Source organism: Corynebacterium nasorum (assembly GCF_030229765.1).
Taxonomy (GTDB): domain Bacteria; phylum Actinomycetota; class Actinomycetes; order Mycobacteriales; family Mycobacteriaceae; genus Corynebacterium; species Corynebacterium kefirresidentii.
Genome location: NZ_JASPGY010000001.1, coordinates 124,674 through 142,791, shown reverse-complemented (window position 1 = coordinate 142,791; position 18,118 = coordinate 124,674). Strand labels below are relative to the sequence as shown.

Here is an 18,118-nt window from a genome sequence, read left to right as displayed (position 1 = left end):
CGCTCGCGTCGTTCGGGTTCGGCCCACTGCGCGGTGCCTGAGCGCGCGCGGTATGATGGCAGAAATCCTTTCACCGCACCGGGCCTTGCATAGTGGCCCTGGCCTGTGCGTATATCTTGTGACTGTGAGAAAAGAAATGGGGCGAACTAGGTGACCACACCATTGACCGACCAGGTCAAAGAAGAATTGACGGCTGTCGTTGTGCCACGCCAGTCCGCTCGCGCTGCCGAACTAGCCGCGATGCTGCGATTCGCCGGCGAGCTAGATATTTCCGGCGACAACATGGCCTATGAGTTGGAATTAGAAAGCCACGCTATTGCGCGGCGCGTGATCGCTGCACTCGATGAGCTTTATGGGATTTCCGCTGATAGTCACGTAGCGGGCCCAGCAGGAACCACGAAGAAATCCCGAGTTACGGTGCGCATTTCCACCGGGGCGAAGGAACTTACGCGCCGTCTCGGCCTTATTACCCGCTCCGGCCACGCGGTAGTGGGTTTGCCCCCGCAGGTCATTTCCGGCACCGTAGCTGATAGCGAAGCAGCGTGGCGCGGAGCCTTCCTAGCCCATGGCAGCCTCACGGAGCCGGGTCGTTCTTCTGCGCTTGAAGTTACGTGCCCGTGCCAGGAGGCGGCATTGGCCCTAGTGGGTTGCGCCCGCCGCTTGGGCATTTCTGCCAAAACCAAGGAAACTCGCGGGGAAGACCGCGTCGTCGTCCGCGATGGCGATGCCATTGGGGCACTGTTGACCCGTATGGGCGCTCAGGAGACGCGATTAAGCTGGGAAAAGAAGCGCGTCAAGCGAGAGGCGCACGATACGTCCCGGCGCTTGGACAATTTCGATGATGCAAATCTCCGTCGCTCGGCTCGTGCTGCAGTCACCGCGGCGGCCCGCGTTGACCGAGCGATGGAGATCCTTGGTGATGACGTCCCCGAGCACCTTGCTGATGCAGGACGCCTGCGCGTGCAGCACCGTGAGGCCTCGCTGGAAGAATTGGGCCGCTTGGCTGAGCCTCCCATGACTAAAGATGCGGTAGCCGGGCGTATTCGCCGCTTGCTATCTATGGCCGATAAGCGAGCGGAAGAGCTTGATATCCCCGATACTAACCAAGCGATCACCGACGACCTCTTCAAAGAGTCCTAAACGCCGCAATCACCGGCACATACACAACTCCCCGCAGCGCGGATACCTAAGCGGTAGCCGCTACTGCGGGGAGTTTCCTCTGTGATAGCTAGCTGGTGGGGAAACCAGCTAGCCGCGGAGAATTAAATGCCTAGGGAACGAGGAATCCGAGGGCGTTGGTCATCAAGAACACGATGATGCACACAACGGCCAAGAAGACCACGGAGTAGCCCACTACGTTTTTCAGGATGACAGACTCCTTGCCTTCCATCTTTACAGCGGTGGCCGCAATAGCGAGGGACTGCGGGGAGATCATCTTGCCCACAACGCCGCCTGCGGTATTAGCGGCCAGCATGAGGTCCGGGTTCACGCTGATACGCTCGGCCGCTGCTACCTGCAGGTTGGCGAAGAGGGCATTGGCGGAGGTATCGGAGCCGGTGACCGCTGTACCAATCCAGCCCAGTACCGGAGCGAAGAGTGCGAAGATGCCGCCCGCAGAAGAGACGAACTCACCAATAGCAATCGTTTGGCCGGAGTAGTTCATCGTATAAGCCAATGCCAGCACCAGAATGATGGTGAGGGCCGAGAACTTCATGCGGCTGGCGACGTCCCCAAAAGCGCTGACCGGCTGCCCGAAGCTGAGACTGTAGCGGCCATTTTCATTAAAGAAGTGGTAGACAACCGCAACGATAATGCCCGAGAGCAGCAGGAGCGTACCTGGGTTACCAAAGACATTGAAGCTGAAGCTAGTGTCCATAAGGTTGCCGTCGGCGTCGATAATCGCGTCATCCAGCAAAGGCCAAGCAAAGTGGAGCTTGAGGAAACCAAAGATGGCTGGGGCCGCAGTAGCAACAGCAAAAACAATAGTTACTACAGCGTAGGGAAGTAGCGCCATCCAAATGCGGCGACCATTCAGGTCAGTGGTCGACTCAGCGGCGGGCAGCTCGAGGCGCTCGCGCAGCTCCTTAACACCCTTAGGCTTCCACACTCGGAGGAAGGCAAAGGCACAGCCCAGGGAAACGATGCAGGCGATAACATTGGTGAGCTGGTAAGCAAAGAACGTTGCGGCCAGCCACTGTGCCAAGGCAAAGGAAACGCCAATCACTGCGGCTGCCGGCGCAGTTTCCTTGACGCCGCGGACACCGTCCAAAATAAAGGCGATCAAGAAAGGCACGACGGCGGCGATGATGAGCACCTGCAAAGAGATAAGTGCGGCAATATCATGGGTTTGTTCAGCGCTGCGTCCAGCGACCTCGCCAGCGGTGGTCACTGGGATGCCCACCGCGCCGAAAGCAACCGGGGCCGTATTAGCAATGAGCACTACGATTGCTGCGCGTAGGGGCTTTACACCGAGTGCCATAATCATGGTCGCGGTAATGGCTACGGGTGCGCCGAAGCCGGCGAGGGCCTCTAGCAAGCCGCCAAAGCAAAAGGCGATAAGAATTGCTTGGATGCGAATATCGCCATCGCCTAGAAGGTCGAAGGTTTTACGAAGGTCCTCGAAGCGTCCTGAAGCGACGGTGATTTCATAAAACCAGATTGCGGTAATGATTACCCAGACAATGGGAAGTAGTCCGAAAAGGCCGCCGCGCACGGCGGAGGACAAGGCCATATCTACCGGCATAGAAAAGCCTACGATGGCGATAAGAAGGGATACTGCGAGGGCGACGGCGCCAGAAGTGTGTGCGCGCGCTTTGACGCCGAGCAGCATGATAAAGAATGCGATGAGAGGGAGAATCGCCACCAGGGCGGTAAGCCCGAGGCTGTCACCCACAGCAGAGGTATTAATTTCGAACAAGAGACGTCCTTGGGTTCTACGGTGGTCCTGCCCGTTGAAGAACAACGAGCACCTGAAGCATTCTCACGGTGACCAACGATTGCGCTGGAACAGATGTAGTGGACTGAAACGCGAATGTGAGCCAGTGAGTATTGAAAGCATATCGTGTGATGGTCGAGGCGAAAACAATTCGGTCGACTTGATTGCCATCAGGACTGAGGCTCGGAAATGTCCGACCGGACAGAGGCGGGCGTAACCCTGGAAGCTATACAGTGACATATTTCACGTTAACAGCGTCAAGGCCACATAAACCCACGCGTTCGGGCGTATCCAGCGGGTTTATGGCGGAGAAATAAAAAGGATCGGCAAAGTGTACGCTCTTTTGGATAATCTGTCATCCGATAGTTCTCAAGGCTGCTAGGGCACTGCACTGTTAAAAAACGCTCGGTAGTATCGGCACTGTAAGGGAAAACGCTCGGGCGCTTCTCAAGCACCGAATATATCGAAGGGCCCGCGCACATACCCATACGCACATTTACTCGACTCTTTGAGGAGAAATACAGTGACTATCCGCGTAGGTATCAATGGCTTTGGCCGTATCGGCCGCAACTTTTTCCGTGCAGTCGCTCAGGGCGACAACAACCTCGAAGTTGTTGCAGTAAACGACCTGACCGATAACGGTACGTTGGCTAACCTGCTCAAGTACGACTCCGTACTGGGCCGCTTCGATGGCGAGATTACCCATGATGATGAATCCATTACGGTTAATGGTCACCGCATCGTGGTCACCGCGGAGAAGGACCCGAAGCAGCTCAAGTGGGGCGAATACGACGTAGACCTCGTGATCGAGTCCACCGGCCGTTTCACCAATGGCAATGACGCCAAGGCTCACCTCGAGGCTGGCGCCAAGAAGGTCATCATCTCTGCTCCGGGCAAGGAAGTAGACGGAACCTTCGTCTATGGCGTTAACTCTGACACCTACGATCCGGCAAACCACAATGTTATTTCCGCAGCATCCTGCACCACCAACTGCCTGGCGCCGATGGCAAAGGTCCTCAATGACAAGTTCGGCATCGAAAAGGGCTTGATGACCACCGTCCACGCCTACACCGGCGACCAGCGCATCCAAGACGCACCGCACAAGGATCCGCGCCGCGCCCGCGCCGCTGCTGTAAATATGGTGCCTACCTCCACCGGCGCAGCTAAGGCTGTCTCCCTGGTACTGCCTGAGCTGGAAGGCAAGCTGGATGGCTACGCCATGCGTGTTCCAGTTATCACCGGCTCTGCTACCGACCTGACGTTTACCGCTTCCCGCGACGTAACCGTTGAAGAGATTAACGCCGCCCTGAAGGAAGCTGCTGAAGGCGAGCTCAAGGACACCCTCGCTTATACCGAGGACCCGCTGGTTTCCACCGATATCGTAACCTCCCCGCACGGCTGCATTTTTGACTCCGGCATGACCAAGGTCTCCAACGGCAACCTCGTTAAGGTTCTGGGCTGGTACGACAATGAGTGGGGATACACCTCCCAGCTTGTACGTATGACTTGCCTGGTGGCAGACAAGCTCTAAACTTAGAGCTTTAATAGAGCTTTAATAATGAGAGTCCGGCCCCGATGCAAGCCTAAACGGCATTGTGTCGCGGTCGGTATTCTTATATCTACAGCCTTGTGAACAATCCGAATTTAAGAAGGAGAAAATAATGGCTTTCCAGACTCTGGATGATCTTCTCAAGGAAGGCGTCGAATCTCGTCACGTCCTTGTTCGTTCTGATTTCAATGTTCCCCTTGATGAAGAAGGAAACATTACTGACCCGGGTCGCATTAACGCTTCTCTTCCCACCATCAAGGCTTTGGTGGAAGGCGGCGCTAAGGTCATTCTGTCCGCGCACCTTGGCCGCCCCAAGGGAGAGGTAAACGCTAAGTACTCCTTGGCCCCAGTCGCTGAAGCTCTGTCCGAGGCTCTTGGCCAGTACGTTGCCTTGGCCGGCGATGTCACCGGCGAGGACGCTCATGAGCGTGCGAACGGGCTCAACGATGGCGATGTCATGTTGGTGGAAAATGTCCGCTTCGACTCTCGCGAGACCTCCAAGGATGAAGCGGAGCGCGGCGCATTTGCTGATGAGCTCGTTGCTTTGGCAGCCGATAATGGCGCTTTCGTCTCCGATGGCTTTGGCGTTGTCCACCGTGCCCAGGCATCTGTGTATGACGTCGCAAAGCGCCTGCCGGCTTACGCAGGCAAGCTCGTAGAAAAGGAACTCTCCGTCCTTTCCACCGTGGCCCAGAAGCCGGAGCACCCATACGTAGTAGTACTTGGCGGCGCCAAGGTCTCGGATAAGCTCGGCGTAATTGAGGCGTTAGCAGATAAGGCAGACAAGGTCATTATCGGTGGCGGCATGTGCTACACCCTTCTGGCCGCCAAGGGCTACAACGTCCAGGAGTCCCTCCTGCAAGAAGACCAGATTGATAACTGCAAGGAGCTGCTCGAACGCTTCGGTGACAAGCTGGTCCTTCCTGTGGATCTCATTGCCGCAAGCAAGTTCGCAGCGGATGCGGAACACCAGGTTGTCGAGCTCGACGGCATCCCAGAGGGCTGGATGTCCCTAGACATCGGGCCAAAGTCTGTGGAGCACTTCGCAGAGGTGCTTGCTTCTTCCAAGACCGTCTTCTGGAACGGTCCGATGGGTGTCTTCGAAATGGAGGCCTTCTCCAAGGGTACTGCGGGCGTCGCGCAGGCTATTATCGACGCCACCGAAAACAACGGCTCCTTCTCGGTTGTCGGTGGCGGCGATTCCGCGGCCTCCGTGCGCATGCTCGGCCTGGACGAGGATGGCTTTAGCCACATCTCCACCGGTGGCGGCGCCTCCCTTGAGTACCTAGAGGGCAAGGAGCTTCCGGGCGTCTCCGTCCTTGAAGCCTAAAATCTGCTGAGTCACTTGCTAAAAGAGAGGAAAAATCATGGCACGTACGCCACTTATCGCAGGTAACTGGAAGATGAACCTCGACCACGTCGAGGCTATCGGTTCCGTTCAAAAGTTTGCGTTCTCCCTGCCTAAGGACTACTACGAAAAGGTCGACGTGGCCTATATGGTCCCGTTTACCGATATTCGCACCATCCAGACGCTGGTAGAAGGCGACAAGTTGCAGATCACCTACGGCGCGCAGGACATCTCTAAGCATGAGTCTGGCGCCTTCACCGGCGAGGTATCTGGTCAAATGCTAGCCAAGCTCGGCTGCAGCTGGGTAGTCGTGGGACACTCGGAGCGCCGTCAGTATCATGGCGAGACCGATAAGCTCGTCGCAGAAAAGGCCGCCGCAGCCTTGGATAATGACATTAGCCCCATCGTGTGCGTAGGCGAGCCACTGGCCGTTCGCGAGGCCGGTACTCACGTGGACTACGTGGTTAACCAGACCCGTAATTCTTTGGCTGGCCTTAGCGCTGAGCAGCTTGCCAAGACCGTCATTGCTTATGAGCCGGTCTGGGCCATTGGTACCGGCAAGGTAGCCTCCGCAGACGACGCACAAGAGGTTTGTGCCGCCATCCGCGAGCTCGTGAAAGAGCTCGCCGGTGACGAGGTAGCGGAAGGCATTCGTATTCTCTACGGCGGTTCCGTCAAGGTTGATTCCGTTGCGGAGATCGTCAGCAAGCCAGACGTAGACGGCGGCCTCATCGGTGGCGCCTCCCTGGTGGGCGAAGAGTTTGCCAAGTTGGCTGCCAACGCAGCTAATGCCCTGAACTAACAGGAGATATCACCTGTCACAGGTTCGCGTTCGGCGCGGGTTGGAATGGTTCCGGCCCGCGCCATCGTGTACAGTGGGCCGGTGTGACTGCTTTGCTGGACGCAAAGCCTAAAAGTACGATTCCGCGCTAGTGGGTGGCAAGAGTCAACCACAAGGCGCATGTTAGAAATAAGGATTATCCTCATGGTCTTGGCACTGGAAATCATCTTGGTCATCGCAGCTATTTTGATGTCCATCTTCGTGCTGCTGCACAAAGGTAAAGGCGGCGGCCTGTCCAGCCTCTTCGGCGGTGGCGTGCAGTCGAACCTTTCCGGCTCGACCGTCGTGGAAAAGAACTTGGATCGCTACACCGTGGTGATGGTTATCATCTGGCTGGCCTGCATTGTGGGCCTAAACCTGATCCAAGCCTTCGCTTAAGCGAAAAGCCAGGATAGCGAAAGCGCCGGCACTAGCTTCCTACCACTAATTTTCCTAGGGGATCTGAAAGTGGGGAAGCGGTGCCGGCGCTTTTCGATTGGCGTCAGGCGCTAAAAGCAATGTGCCCGAACGCACACTGCGGATTGCCTGCTTATATCTCGGAAGCAGCGTCATCGGCAAGGAAGAGAACGGTTTCCTTCCTACCGTGTACGCCGGCTGCCGGCCATTCCTCGGCCGCAGCGCCCTCTACCACGTGCTTGGCCGCTTCCGACTTGGCTTCGCCGGCCACAAGGAGCCAAATGCGATCGGATTTATTGACCGCCGGAAGGGTGAGGGTAATGCGCTCGCTGGGCGGCTTTGGGGAATCGTGGACGGGAACAGCTAGTTCTTCTTGCTCCCGAATAGCGGAGGAATGCGGGAACAAGGAATTAATATGGCCCTCCTCACCCATGCCTAGTAGGTGTAGGTCGAAACCATGAGGGGCAAATTCCTTCAACTCTGGTTCGTATGCGCTTGCCGCTGCTTCCATAGACACCGCGCCCAGATCAAAACCGTGAATATTTTGGTTTGGGATATCTACGTGGTTGAGCAACGCATTGCGCGCCTGGCCCTCATTAGAATCTGCGTCGGAAACGGGTACATTGCGTTCGTCGCCGAAGAAAACGTGAACACGCGACCAATCGATGCGCTGAGCAGGAAAATTTTCACCTTGCTGCTGTGCGGCGAAATCCAAACGGGCCAACTCGTGGAGAACGCCAATTCCGGCTCCGCCGCCAGTGAGGACAACACGCGCGACACCATCGTCGTGGAGGCCGCCACCCGATGCTTGGATACGCGCTACGGTATCCACGAATTTCAGTGCGGCCTGGGAGATAAGGTCATCCACATCGCTCACGCGGTGAAGAGTTACCATTACGTATCGCTATCCTTTACAAAGATTCAGATTAAAGCCGTTTACTGATTACTGTAGTCTACCTGGGCTAGTGCACGGAGCGCTTGTGCATAGGTTTTATCGGCATCCAAATGGCGCAGTTCTTCAGAAAGCACCTCAGCTTGTGAGCGCTTATTGAGGCTCACCAAGGATTCCGGCGAACCCGGAACACACACACGCACCGTGCGCTCGTCAATGACATCGACGTCTACGTGGGTTGTCTCCCGATTGAACCGCAAATGAGTCACTGGGAAGTGGTCCTCCTCGGAGTCGGCCACTGTGCGATGTACGGGAACTGCCAGGCGGTCGAGCAACCATCCAGCGGCGAAATCCGGGGCTGGGTGGCCGGCCGGACCTGCTACCTCTACCGACTTCACCGGCTCGTGGGGATGACGGTCCAAGGCGGAGGCAACGACACCGCGCCACAAGGTGATGGCAGCCCAAGACATATCGGAATCACCCGGCGTGTACCCGGCAGATAGGGTGCGAAGATCTTCGCCGGTCACGCGTCCGTCAAAGGCAACGTTAGTTATGCGGCGCTGCGCCAACTTTCCCACCGAGCTGGAGGCAGGGTCCGGTGGGCACAGAGTAGGCCACCAAGCGACCAGCGGGGTATCAGGTAGTAGCAGCGGCGTGACTACTGCTTCGTCTTGGTTTGCCAAAGCACCGTGCAACTTCATGATGACCATCTCGGAGGCACCTGCTTCGCCGCCCACGCGTAGCTGTGCATCAAGGTGGGTTTCGACCTGCGGGTCTCCCGTTACTACGACCAACACACGTGACGGGTGCTCGTGGGAGGCATCGCGCACGGAAGCGAGAATGCTTTCAAGGTCATCATCCTCACGGGCCGCCACGATTAGAGTGAGCACTCGGCCGGTAGTCAGGGTGTAATGTTCTTGCGCCTCTACTAACTTCTTGGAGATTTCACGCGTAGTGGTATTGGGCAATGGAATAATCATTGTCTGCGTCCCTCCTATGGGCGGCGCCAGGAGTGACCCCGGCGACGCAGTATTTTATCGGCGGATTCTGGTCCCCAGGTGCCAGCGCGGTACTCCTCGGGCTGTCCTGCTTCGGCCCAGTAGTCGATGATGGGGTCCAAAATCGACCAGGAAAGTTCTACCTCTTCATTGGTGGGGAATAGCGAAGACTCGTCCAAGAGGGCATCCAAGATCAATCGCTCATAGGCCTCCGGGGATTCCTCGGTAAAGGCCTCAGCGTAGGCAAAGTCCATATTGACGTCGCGCACCTCCATAGTGGAGCCGGGCACCTTGGAACCAAAGCGCATGGTGACACCCTCATCCGGCTGCACGCGGATAACGACCGCGTTTCTGCCCAGCGCATCGGTTTGACCATCGACGAATGGCTGGTTAGGAGCCGCCTTGAAAACTAGCGCAATCTCGGTCACTCTGCGGCCCAAGCGCTTGCCCGTCCGCAGGTAGAAAGGTACTCCTCCCCAGCGGCGGGAGTTGACTTCCAAGGTACAGGCAGCGTAGGTCTCCGTTGTGGATTCCGGATCGAAGCCTTCTTCCTCGCGCAACCCCTTGACAAACTCGGAGCCTTGCCACCCCGCGGAATATTGGCCGCGAGCAGTGGTCTTATTCAGAGGGTGAACGGCATGGGTAGCGCGCAAGACCTTTACCTTTTCAGCCCGCAATTCTTCCGGCTCGAAGGACGACGGTTCTTCCATCGCGACGAGGGCCAAGAGCTGCAAAAGATGGTTTTGGATGACGTCTCGAGCTGCGCCGATGCCATCATAGTAGCCAGCGCGACCGCCTAGGCCGATGTCTTCAGCCATGGTGATTTGGACGTGATCGATATAGTGGGCATTCCACATAGGCTCAAAAATCTGATTTGCAAAGCGCAAAGCCAAGATATTTTGTACCGTTTCTTTGCCCAGATAGTGGTCGATGCGGAACACCGCGGACTCAGGAAAGACAGCGTTGACAATCTCATTGAGCTTGCGTGCAGATTCCTGGTCATGGCCGAAAGGCTTTTCAATGATGACGCGGCGCCATGAGTCTGCAACGGAGTTGGCCATGCCCACCCGCTCCAGCTGGTGGCAGATATTGGAGAAAAACTCCGGTGGAACGGAAAGGTAATATGCCCAGTTGCTGCCGGTTCCTCGCTCTCGGTCTAGCTCGCCCAAGCGGGCGGAGAGGCGATCGAAGCCGGCATCATCGAAGGAACCTTGGACAAATTCGATGCCCTGCGACAGGTGCTGCCAGACATCTTCATTAAATTCGGTGCGCGAGCCCGCCACTACAGCTGACCGAACGTAGTCACAAAATGCGACCTTGTCCCAGTCACGGCGACCATAACCCACCAGGGTAAAACCAGCGGGCAAGAGACCTCGGCTCGCTAGGTCGTAGATTGCGGGCAGAAGCTTTTTATATGCTAGGTCACCGGTAACGCCGAAGATGACCATGCCCGCGGGTCCTGCGATTCGCGGCAATCGCTTGTCGCTGGCATTGCGCAAGGGGTTGACCCAAGCGGCTGAGTCGGTCACGAAGAATCCTTCCTGAGTTTATGGGCCTTTAGCTCGCTAATATTCTAGCGGCAGAATGCCCCGCCGAATCTTCGGCGGGGCACAAGTCACACGGCTAGTTTACGCGAGTCGTTCCTCGATGGAAGCAAGTAGTTCATTCCAAGCGGCAACAAACTTTTCTACTCCCTCGCGCTCTAGCACGGCAAAGACATCGTCGAAATCAATGCCAACCTCGTTTAGCTGGGCAAAGACGCCTTCTGCCGTCTCGCGGCTGTCCGATAGGGCATCTCCGTGAAGATTGCCTTGGTCGAGAACCGAATCGATGGTCTTTTCCGGCATGGTGTTGACCGTATGCGGACCGGCTAGCTCAGATACGTACAAGGTGGCTGGGTAATCGGGATTTTTCACACCGGTCGAAGCCCACAATGGACGCTGAAGGTGGGAGCCTTCTGGCAAGTCGGCGTCGTCAAGCAAAGTGTCCTGGAAGAGGGCATAGGCGCGCTGTGCATTGGCGACGCCCGCCTTGCCCCGCAGTGCTAGAGCTTGCTCGCTGCCAATGGCCTCCAAGCGCTTGTCTACTTCGGTATCCAAACGGGAAACGAAGAAGGACGCTACGGAGTGGATAGTTGCGACGTCCTTTCCGGACTCGGCGGCACGCTTGAGACCGGTACGGAAGGACTCGATGACAGCGCGGTAGCGTTCCACAGAGAAAATGAGGGTGACATTGACACTGATACCTTCCGCCAGGGCATCCTCAATTGCTGGGAGGGAGCCGGTGGTGGCTGGAATCTTGATCATGACATTAGGGCGATCGACCTTCGACCACAGCTCACGGGCCTGTTCGAGTGTGGCGGTAGGGTCATCCGAAATTCGCGGATCGACCTCAATGGATACACGGCCATCTGCCCCATCAGTGGAGGAGTAAATATCCGCAAAGAGGTCACACGCATTTTGAACGTCTTCAATGGCAAGGGCGTATACCGCTTCATCGGCGCTGGCCTTTGACTCCTTTAGCGTTGCCAGCTCGGCGTCGTAAGCGGTGCCATTGGTCATCGCCGCAGCGAAAATCGCTGGGTTGGTGGTCACGCCCACAATGGACTTGGTTGAAATGATTTCCTTGAGGTTGCCGGAAACGAGACGCTCGCGAGAAAGATCATCAAGCCAGGTCGAGGTTCCCAGCTGGGCAAGTTCCGAGATATGGTTCATGCTTTATCCTTATCCAGTCCTGTTAGGGGTTACTTATTCGCGGCGGCTAGGGACTCCTGTGCCGCCTCAACTACCGCTGCAGTGGTGAATCCAAACTTTTCAAAGAGCTCGCCTGCAGGAGCAGATGCGCCGTAGTGCTCAATGGAGATGCTGCGGCCAAAGGAACCGGTGTACTTATGCCATGGCATTGCAATACCGGCCTCAATAGAAACGCGCGCCTGCACCTTGCTGGGGAGCACAGATTCGCGGTAAGCGTCATCCTGCTCATCAAACCACTCGAGGCAGGGTGCGGACACAACGCGGGTCGCCGTTCCAGCTGCCTCTAGCTCCTTCGCGGCAGCGACAGCGAGCTGCACCTCAGAGCCTGTAGCAAGAAGGATGACCTCTGGTGTCTCCTTGGACTTTTCCACCAGAACATAGGCACCGCGGCGGACGCCGTCATGCGCCTTTTCCTTGGTGCCTTCCAGCACTGGTAGTCCCTGGCGGCTCAGCGCCAGGCCCTTAGGCGCGGCCTTGTACTCAAGGGCTGCCGCCCATGCCTGTGCAGTCTCGTTGGCATCCGCAGGGCGGATAACGGACAGGTTGGGAATGGCACGCAGGGCAGAAAGAGTCTCTACTGGCTGGTGGGTAGGGCCATCTTCGCCCAAACCGATGGAGTCATGGGTCCACACGTAGTAGGTATCGGTCGACATCAGGGAACCCAAGCGCACAGCCGGGTACTGGTACTCGGAGAAGATAAGGAAGGTGCCGCCGTAGACGCGGGTATTACCGTGCAGAGCAATACCGTTCATAATCGCAGACATTGCGTGCTCGCGAATACCGAAGTGCAGGTTGCGGCCATAGGGTTGAGCCGACCACATATCGGTAGTAATGGCCGCGGGGCCGAAGGAATCCGCGCCCTTGATCACGGTGTTATTAGAACCGGCAAGGTCGGCAGAACCGCCCCACATCTCCGGCAGAGAAGCAGCCAAGGCCTGGATGGCGGCTTCAGAAGCCTTGCGGGTGGCCAAAGTTTCGCCTGGTTCCCATTCCGGTAGATCAGCACTGAAGTCTTGCGGCAATTCGCGCGCATTCATGCGGTCAAAAAGTGCCTTATTCTCCGGATTAGCTGCAGCCCATGCGTCGAACTTTTCTTGCCACGCAGAGTGTTTTTCTGCGCCGCGCTCGCGCAACATGCGGGTGTGCGCAATGACCTCATCATCGATGTGGAAGCTGCGCTCCGGATCAAAGCCCAAGACTTCCTTGGTGGCAGCTACCTCGTCATCGCCCAACGCAGCACCGTGGACACCGCCGGTATTCATCTTATTCGGGGCAGGGTAGCCGATAACCGTCTTTACGCGGATGAAGGACGGACGATCGGTTTCTGCTTGAGCAGCCTTGACAGCAGCCTCAATGGCTACGACATCTTCTCCAGATTGCACCGTTTGGACGTGCCAGCCGTAGGCCTCATATCGGGCCACCACATCTTCATTGAAGGCAATATTTGTATCGTCTTCAATAGAGATTCGGTTATCGTCCCAGAAGACGATCAAGTTGCCCAGCTTTTGCGTGCCAGCCAGAGAAGAAGCCTCCGCGGTAACGCCTTCTTGTAGGTCGCCATCGGAGGCGATGGTGTAGATGTAGTGATCGAAGGGGGATTCACCAGCAGGGGCTTCTGGATCGAAAAGGCCGCGCTCCTTACGCGCCGCCATGGCCATTCCAACGGAGGACGCTAGACCTTGGCCGAGGGGGCCAGTGGTGATTTCAACACCGTCGGTGTGGTGGACCTCGGGGTGGCCTGGGGTGCGTGACCCCCACGTGCGCAGCTGCTCGAGGTCTTCCATTTCCAAGCCAAAGCCGCCCAAGTAGAGCTGGATGTACTGGGTAAGGGAAGAGTGGCCAACCGAAAGTACGAAGCGGTCACGGCCGGCCCAGTGCACGTCAGCGGGATCGTGATTAATGACCCGCTGGTAGAGCGTGTAGGCGAGGGGAGCGAGTGACATTGCCGTGCCGGGGTGACCGGAACCGCACTTTTGTACCGCGTCGGCGGCTAGTACTCGCACGGTGTCGATAGCGCGGGTGTCAAGCTCCGACCAATCCTCCGGATAACGGCGCTCAACCATAGTTTGGAGCTCTGGGGACAACTTATCTTTCGACACGAAAAGCCTCGCTTACGTCTAGGCAAAAAGTACTTAACTTTATTAAGTCTAGTAATTTTTTAGCCGGCGGTGCGCAATTATAGAAAGCCAGGCATAACCGGTATGCTGGCATGGCTAAGCGGTGCACGCGAGCACGCAAAAGCGTGTGCCAAATCTAGCGGACATGGGTCTGTAACCTCTCGCGCCTGCGCCGAAAAATGTGAGTGAGAGAACTGGAACTTTTTCACGGGCATGTGCGACCGCTAGGGGTGACCGCGCGCAGGAGATGCGCGAGGCACAGTTCACCAACGTTCAGATAGTGGAGGAATTCCTTGGAGACCATCAAGGCCTATTTTGCGCTAACGAAACCGAGGATCATTGAGCTCCTCCTCGTGGCCGCAATCCCGGCGATGCTCCAAGCGCAGCGCGGCGTGGAGGCTGTGTCAGACAATATTTGGCTCATCGTGTCGACCATTTTCGGCGGCTGGTTGGGCGCTGGCGCCGCCCACACGTTCAATAACGTCGTGGACTACGAGTTGGATCAAAAGATGCAGCGCACGAGGGCTCGTCCGCTCGTAAGAGCGAAGATTTCGAAGCGGAACGCAGCCATTTTTGCCTGGGTAATGCTTATTATTTCCGTGCTGTGGCTGGGCCTCCTTGCCCATTCTTGGCTCGCAGCTTTCTTCGTCGTGTTGACGAGCTTCTTCTATGTCTTCGTCTACACCAAGTTTTTGAAGATGCGCAATGCGCAAAACATCGTCTGGGGCGGCCTCGCAGGCTGTATGCCGGCCATGGTTGGCTGGGCCGTAATTCGGGATAATGCCCCAGCCGGAGAGCCTGACCGCTGGTGGCAGGCAGTGGTGCTCTTCCTCATCATCTTCTTCTGGACCCCGCCGCACACGTGGGCGCTGGCCATGAAGTACAAAGAAGACTACCGAAAAGCCGGCGTGCCGATGCTGCCTGTGGTGGCGGGCGAAGCAGAAGTCACTCGCCAGATCGTGTGGTACACCGTTGGAACGGTTATCGTGACCCTACTCATCGTCCCCGCAGCTTCGTGGATCTACTTGGTCGCAGCGGTTGCTTCGGGCGCGGTATTTCTGTGGATGGCTATCCGTTTGCATAAGGGAGTGAAAAACGGCGCCAAGGTTAAGCCGATGCGCTTGTTCATCTACTCCAATAACTACCTTTCGGTGCTCTTTATCGGTTTGTCCATCGACGCAGTCTTAGGCTGGGAGCCCTTAGGCCGGATGCTGGGTTGGTCGGCCACGTTATTCTAACTGCGCCCCATTCCAAGAGCAGGGCAAAAAGAGCGCGGGAGAAGCAATGCTGCTTTTCTCCCGCGCTCTAGGTGTAGGTGGGGCTAGTCCTCGTCTCCGTCGGCGTCTTGGACGCGCAGAACGATGGAGCCGGTAGTCTTGCGATCCTGCAAGTCGCGGTGAGCCGCAGCGGCTTCTGCCAAAGGATAGGAGGCCGTGACGTTAAAGCGTAGGTCGCCGTCCATGACAGCTTGGACGACTGCTTGGGCGCGCATTTGAAACTCGCCCTCTTGTGCCGTCCATGCGCCGATGGAAGGCCGCGTCAGGAAGATGGACCCATGCTTGTTCAGCAGCTGTGGGTCGATAGGCTCAACCGGACCAGAGGCGGCACCAAAAAGCGCGACGGTGCCGCGTGGACGTACTGCCTCTAGCGATTCCTGGAAGGTAGCTTTGCCGACGCCGTCATAAACCACGTCGACGCCCTTGTCACTGTTGTAGCGGCGAACTTGCTCGGCGAGTCCCTCGCCGTAGCGAAAAACCTTATCCGCCCCGGCCGCGTAGGATAGTTCTTCCTTTTCGTCCGTGGACACGACGGTATAAACGGTAGCGCCTAGCGACGATGCCATCTGGGTGAGGATTTGCCCCACGCCGCCGGCACCGGCGGTAATCAGGCAAGAAGCACCTTCGCCCAATTGATAGACCCCGTGCGCCAGATAGTGCGCGGTAATGCCTTGGAGCAACATGGATGCTGCAACCTCAGGTTGGAAATCGTCTGGGACTGCCACCAGTCCCTCGCGCGGGACGCAGACCTTCTCGGCGTAGGAGCCGAAGGCCTGGTTCCACGCCACCATTGTGCCTTCCGCAACTTCTCCCTTTGGGTCGTGGACGACTCGCCCAGTACCTTCGAATCCGGGAATGAAAGGGGCGGTCGCATTATAGATACCCTCACGGTAATAGGTATCGATGTAGTTGACGCCGGCCATGATGACGTCTACCAAGACCTCATCGTCATTCGGGGTGGGGGCGGGAACTTCGGTATAGCGAAGTACTTCTGGTCCGCCGGTTTCTGTGACCTGAATTGCGTGCATATAGCCAGGCTAGCGCAAAAAGCCGGCCGAGTGCAGGACTTCGGCCGGCTGGTTGCGCTGCGTGTTAAGCCGTCGCGCGTGCTGCTTCTAGCGAGGCTTGGCGTGCGGCGTACTTTTCATCGCCGCTAGGGGAGCCGGTGATGAGATCCGCGGTGCCATCGGTACGGCGTACGCCGTGTGCCCACAGTAGTGCGGTATAGGCCGTGACAAAGGAGGATAGCCCAATGTGGAAAGGAACAGTCCAGCGCGGAATGCTCATATAGAACTGGTAGACGCCTACGGTCCACTGGATAAGGATGCAGGCGATGAGGACCCAGCCCGCCTTCTTCGCGTCCTGTGGGGCACGGTTCTTATAGAGCAGGAAGATGGTAATAACGGTAAGCGTCAGGTAGACGTACATGCACATGGCGTGGGTGACGGCCATGGCTTCGGTATCCACCTGCAAGCGGCCTTCCATTCCGACCCCGGAATCGCCAGAGTGGACGCCCGAACCGGTAACCATAGTGCCGGTGATAAGAACAATGCTGAGGGCAATTGTTGCGACTGCAGCGAGCAAGCGAATCGCCTGGGGGAATCGTGCTCGTGGCGTTCCGTCATCGGGTTCCAAGATGCGGGAATAGAGCATTGCCGCCAGCCATACCAAGAGCATTGATGGCAGGAAGTGCAGTGCTACAGACCACCAGCGCAGGTCGAGATGGACAGAAATTCCGCCAATGACCGCCTGCAGCACAATGCCAGCGACATTGAGCCATGCATACACCTTAAGCTCTGTGCGCCGACGTGCCATGCGCATGGCGATGACGGCGGCTACCGCCGCAGCGGTGACGACGAACGTGAGCAGGCGGTTACCAAACTCGATGGCCTGGTGCAGTGCAGGAGCGGCGCCTTCCATGGGGACAAGGGAGCCAGGCTGGCACTCGGGCCAGGTAGGGCAGCCGAGTCCCGAGCCGGTCACGCGGACAATGGACCCAGACACGGTAATGCCACCCTGGCATAAGAGAAGGATGAGCGCGATGAGGCGCTGTTGCTGCAGCGTAGGGGCGGCTTCTTTAAAGAAGCGCTTGATTTTTGTCCAGTAATTCACGCATAGCATCCTACTAGTCGGGAGATTTTGGGCATAAAAATTCCTCTTGTTTCGGGCGGAACCGGACAAAAGTCACATTTAGCCCTCGAAGCGGAACCAACGGACCGCTGCGAACGACGCCACGGCGAGCCAAGCTACCAAGGAAATAAGTTCGAGGCCGGGGAAGGTGGAATTGGAGGCGTCGGTAAGTGCGCCTGCCAGAGCGACGGTGGGGACCACGTTGAGGATGCCATTATCGCCCAATCCCTGGGAGTATAGGGTCCACCCGACCACGCCGAGGAGCAGGAACCAGATGAGGTTGGCCAGCGCGAGCACCATCTCTGAACTAAGCGTGCCGCCAAGCAGTAGCCCCATGGCGGTAAAAGCCGCGACGCCAAAGAAAAGGGAGAGGAGCATGAGCAACACCCCACCCGCGCTGATACGCAGACCCAAAATGAAGGCGGCTATACCCAAGACAAGGATTTGGAATACCACCATCGTGAGCACGCCGAGGATTTTGCCGCCGATAATGGCCCACGCCGGCACCCCGGATGCCCCGGTGCGCTTGAGGGCCCCGTATCGTCGGTCAAAGGCAAGTGAAATAGCTTGACCGGTAAAGCCCGCAGAGGTGGCCGCAACTGCAAGCACCATGGGGAAAACCTCGTGCAGGCCGTGCTTGGTAACGGACTCCAAGTGGGCCGCACCAATGAGGATGGCCAGTGGAATGATGACGCTGAGCAGTTGCTGCTCGCCGTGGCGCAGCATGAGCTTAGCTTCCATCGTGCCTTGCGCGAGCAGCATAGCGCCGGCGCTGGTCCGCTTGGGGGCGGGAGTAAAGGTCCCGGGTTTAAAGGTGGTGCTCATAAATGGCTTCTTTCCTCGACACAATGAATTGAATATTTTCCCAAGATGGGATTGCAG

15 protein-coding genes are annotated in these 18,118 nt (G+C 57.3%); 6 read left to right on the top strand and 9 right to left on the bottom strand.

Annotation, left to right across the window (positions count from 1 at the left end; all coding sequences use genetic code 11):
- Positions 1-150: 150 nt before the first annotated feature.
- On the top strand, positions 151-1,140 hold the full coding sequence (gene whiA, locus QP904_RS00675) for a DNA-binding protein WhiA (RefSeq protein WP_023021494.1): 990 nt from the start codon (positions 151-153) through the stop codon (positions 1,138-1,140).
- Positions 1,141-1,270: 130 nt separating this feature from the next.
- On the opposite strand, the gene QP904_RS00670 is transcribed toward whiA, so the two are convergent.
- Positions 1,271-2,917: an L-lactate permease gene (locus QP904_RS00670; RefSeq protein ID WP_200287483.1), complete on the bottom strand. Its 1,647-nt coding sequence runs from the start codon at positions 2,915-2,917 to the stop codon at positions 1,271-1,273.
- Between the two features lie 541 nt (positions 2,918-3,458).
- Here QP904_RS00670 and gap point away from each other — a divergent pair.
- The 4 genes from gap to secG all read left to right on the top strand — a co-directional run bounded on the left by gap (position 3,459) and on the right by secG (position 7,051).
- Complete coding sequence (gap, locus tag QP904_RS00665; protein ID WP_200287485.1) at positions 3,459-4,466, top strand: type I glyceraldehyde-3-phosphate dehydrogenase; 1,008 nt, start codon at positions 3,459-3,461, stop codon at positions 4,464-4,466.
- A gap of 130 nt (positions 4,467-4,596) precedes the next feature.
- Entirely contained in the window at positions 4,597-5,814 is a 1,218-nt protein-coding gene (locus QP904_RS00660; protein WP_023021497.1) for a phosphoglycerate kinase, read from the top strand.
- A 37-nt stretch (positions 5,815-5,851) separates the two neighbouring features.
- Positions 5,852-6,634 (top strand): triose-phosphate isomerase, encoded by a 783-nt coding sequence (gene tpiA, locus QP904_RS00655; protein ID WP_023021498.1) that lies wholly within the window; start codon positions 5,852-5,854, stop codon positions 6,632-6,634.
- A gap of 183 nt (positions 6,635-6,817) precedes the next feature.
- Positions 6,818-7,051: a preprotein translocase subunit SecG gene (secG, locus tag QP904_RS00650; protein WP_005324856.1), complete on the top strand. Its 234-nt coding sequence runs from the start codon at positions 6,818-6,820 to the stop codon at positions 7,049-7,051.
- A gap of 151 nt (positions 7,052-7,202) precedes the next feature.
- Here the strand turns inward: secG and pgl are convergent, their stop codons facing one another.
- The 5 genes from pgl to tkt form a co-directional block, all read right to left on the bottom strand.
- The gene (pgl, locus tag QP904_RS00645) at positions 7,203-7,964 is read right to left on the bottom strand and encodes a 6-phosphogluconolactonase (RefSeq protein ID WP_023021499.1); all 762 of its coding nucleotides are present in this window, start codon (positions 7,962-7,964) and stop codon (positions 7,203-7,205) included.
- Between the two features lie 41 nt (positions 7,965-8,005).
- Complete coding sequence (locus QP904_RS00640) at positions 8,006-8,941, bottom strand: glucose-6-phosphate dehydrogenase assembly protein OpcA (protein ID WP_023021500.1); 936 nt, start codon at positions 8,939-8,941, stop codon at positions 8,006-8,008.
- 14 nt (positions 8,942-8,955) lie between these two features.
- Positions 8,956-10,488, bottom strand: a complete 1,533-nt coding sequence (zwf, locus tag QP904_RS00635) for a glucose-6-phosphate dehydrogenase (protein ID WP_023021501.1) — start codon at positions 10,486-10,488, stop codon at positions 8,956-8,958.
- 99 nt (positions 10,489-10,587) lie between these two features.
- Entirely contained in the window at positions 10,588-11,673 is a 1,086-nt protein-coding gene (tal, locus tag QP904_RS00630; protein WP_023021502.1) for a transaldolase, read from the bottom strand.
- A 29-nt stretch (positions 11,674-11,702) separates the two neighbouring features.
- The gene (gene tkt / locus QP904_RS00625) at positions 11,703-13,775 is read right to left on the bottom strand and encodes a transketolase (protein ID WP_198010472.1); all 2,073 of its coding nucleotides are present in this window, start codon (positions 13,773-13,775) and stop codon (positions 11,703-11,705) included.
- 347 nt (positions 13,776-14,122) lie between these two features.
- Here tkt and QP904_RS00620 point away from each other — a divergent pair, with 347 nt between their 5' ends.
- Positions 14,123-15,067, top strand: coding sequence for a heme o synthase (locus QP904_RS00620; RefSeq protein WP_284835357.1), 945 nt, complete (start codon positions 14,123-14,125; stop codon positions 15,065-15,067).
- Between the two features lie 83 nt (positions 15,068-15,150).
- Here QP904_RS00620 and QP904_RS00615 read toward each other — a convergent pair whose 3' ends face one another.
- The 3 genes from QP904_RS00615 to QP904_RS00605 all read right to left on the bottom strand — a co-directional run bounded on the left by QP904_RS00615 (position 15,151) and on the right by QP904_RS00605 (position 18,061).
- On the bottom strand, positions 15,151-16,134 hold the full coding sequence (locus QP904_RS00615) for a quinone oxidoreductase family protein (RefSeq protein WP_284835356.1): 984 nt from the start codon (positions 16,132-16,134) through the stop codon (positions 15,151-15,153).
- Positions 16,135-16,198: 64 nt separating this feature from the next.
- On the bottom strand, positions 16,199-17,227 hold the full coding sequence (locus QP904_RS00610; protein WP_284835355.1) for a COX15/CtaA family protein: 1,029 nt from the start codon (positions 17,225-17,227) through the stop codon (positions 16,199-16,201).
- 69 nt (positions 17,228-17,296) lie between these two features.
- Complete coding sequence (locus QP904_RS00605; protein ID WP_239204004.1) at positions 17,297-18,061, bottom strand: ABC transporter permease; 765 nt, start codon at positions 18,059-18,061, stop codon at positions 17,297-17,299.
- Positions 18,062-18,118 lie beyond the last annotated feature (57 nt).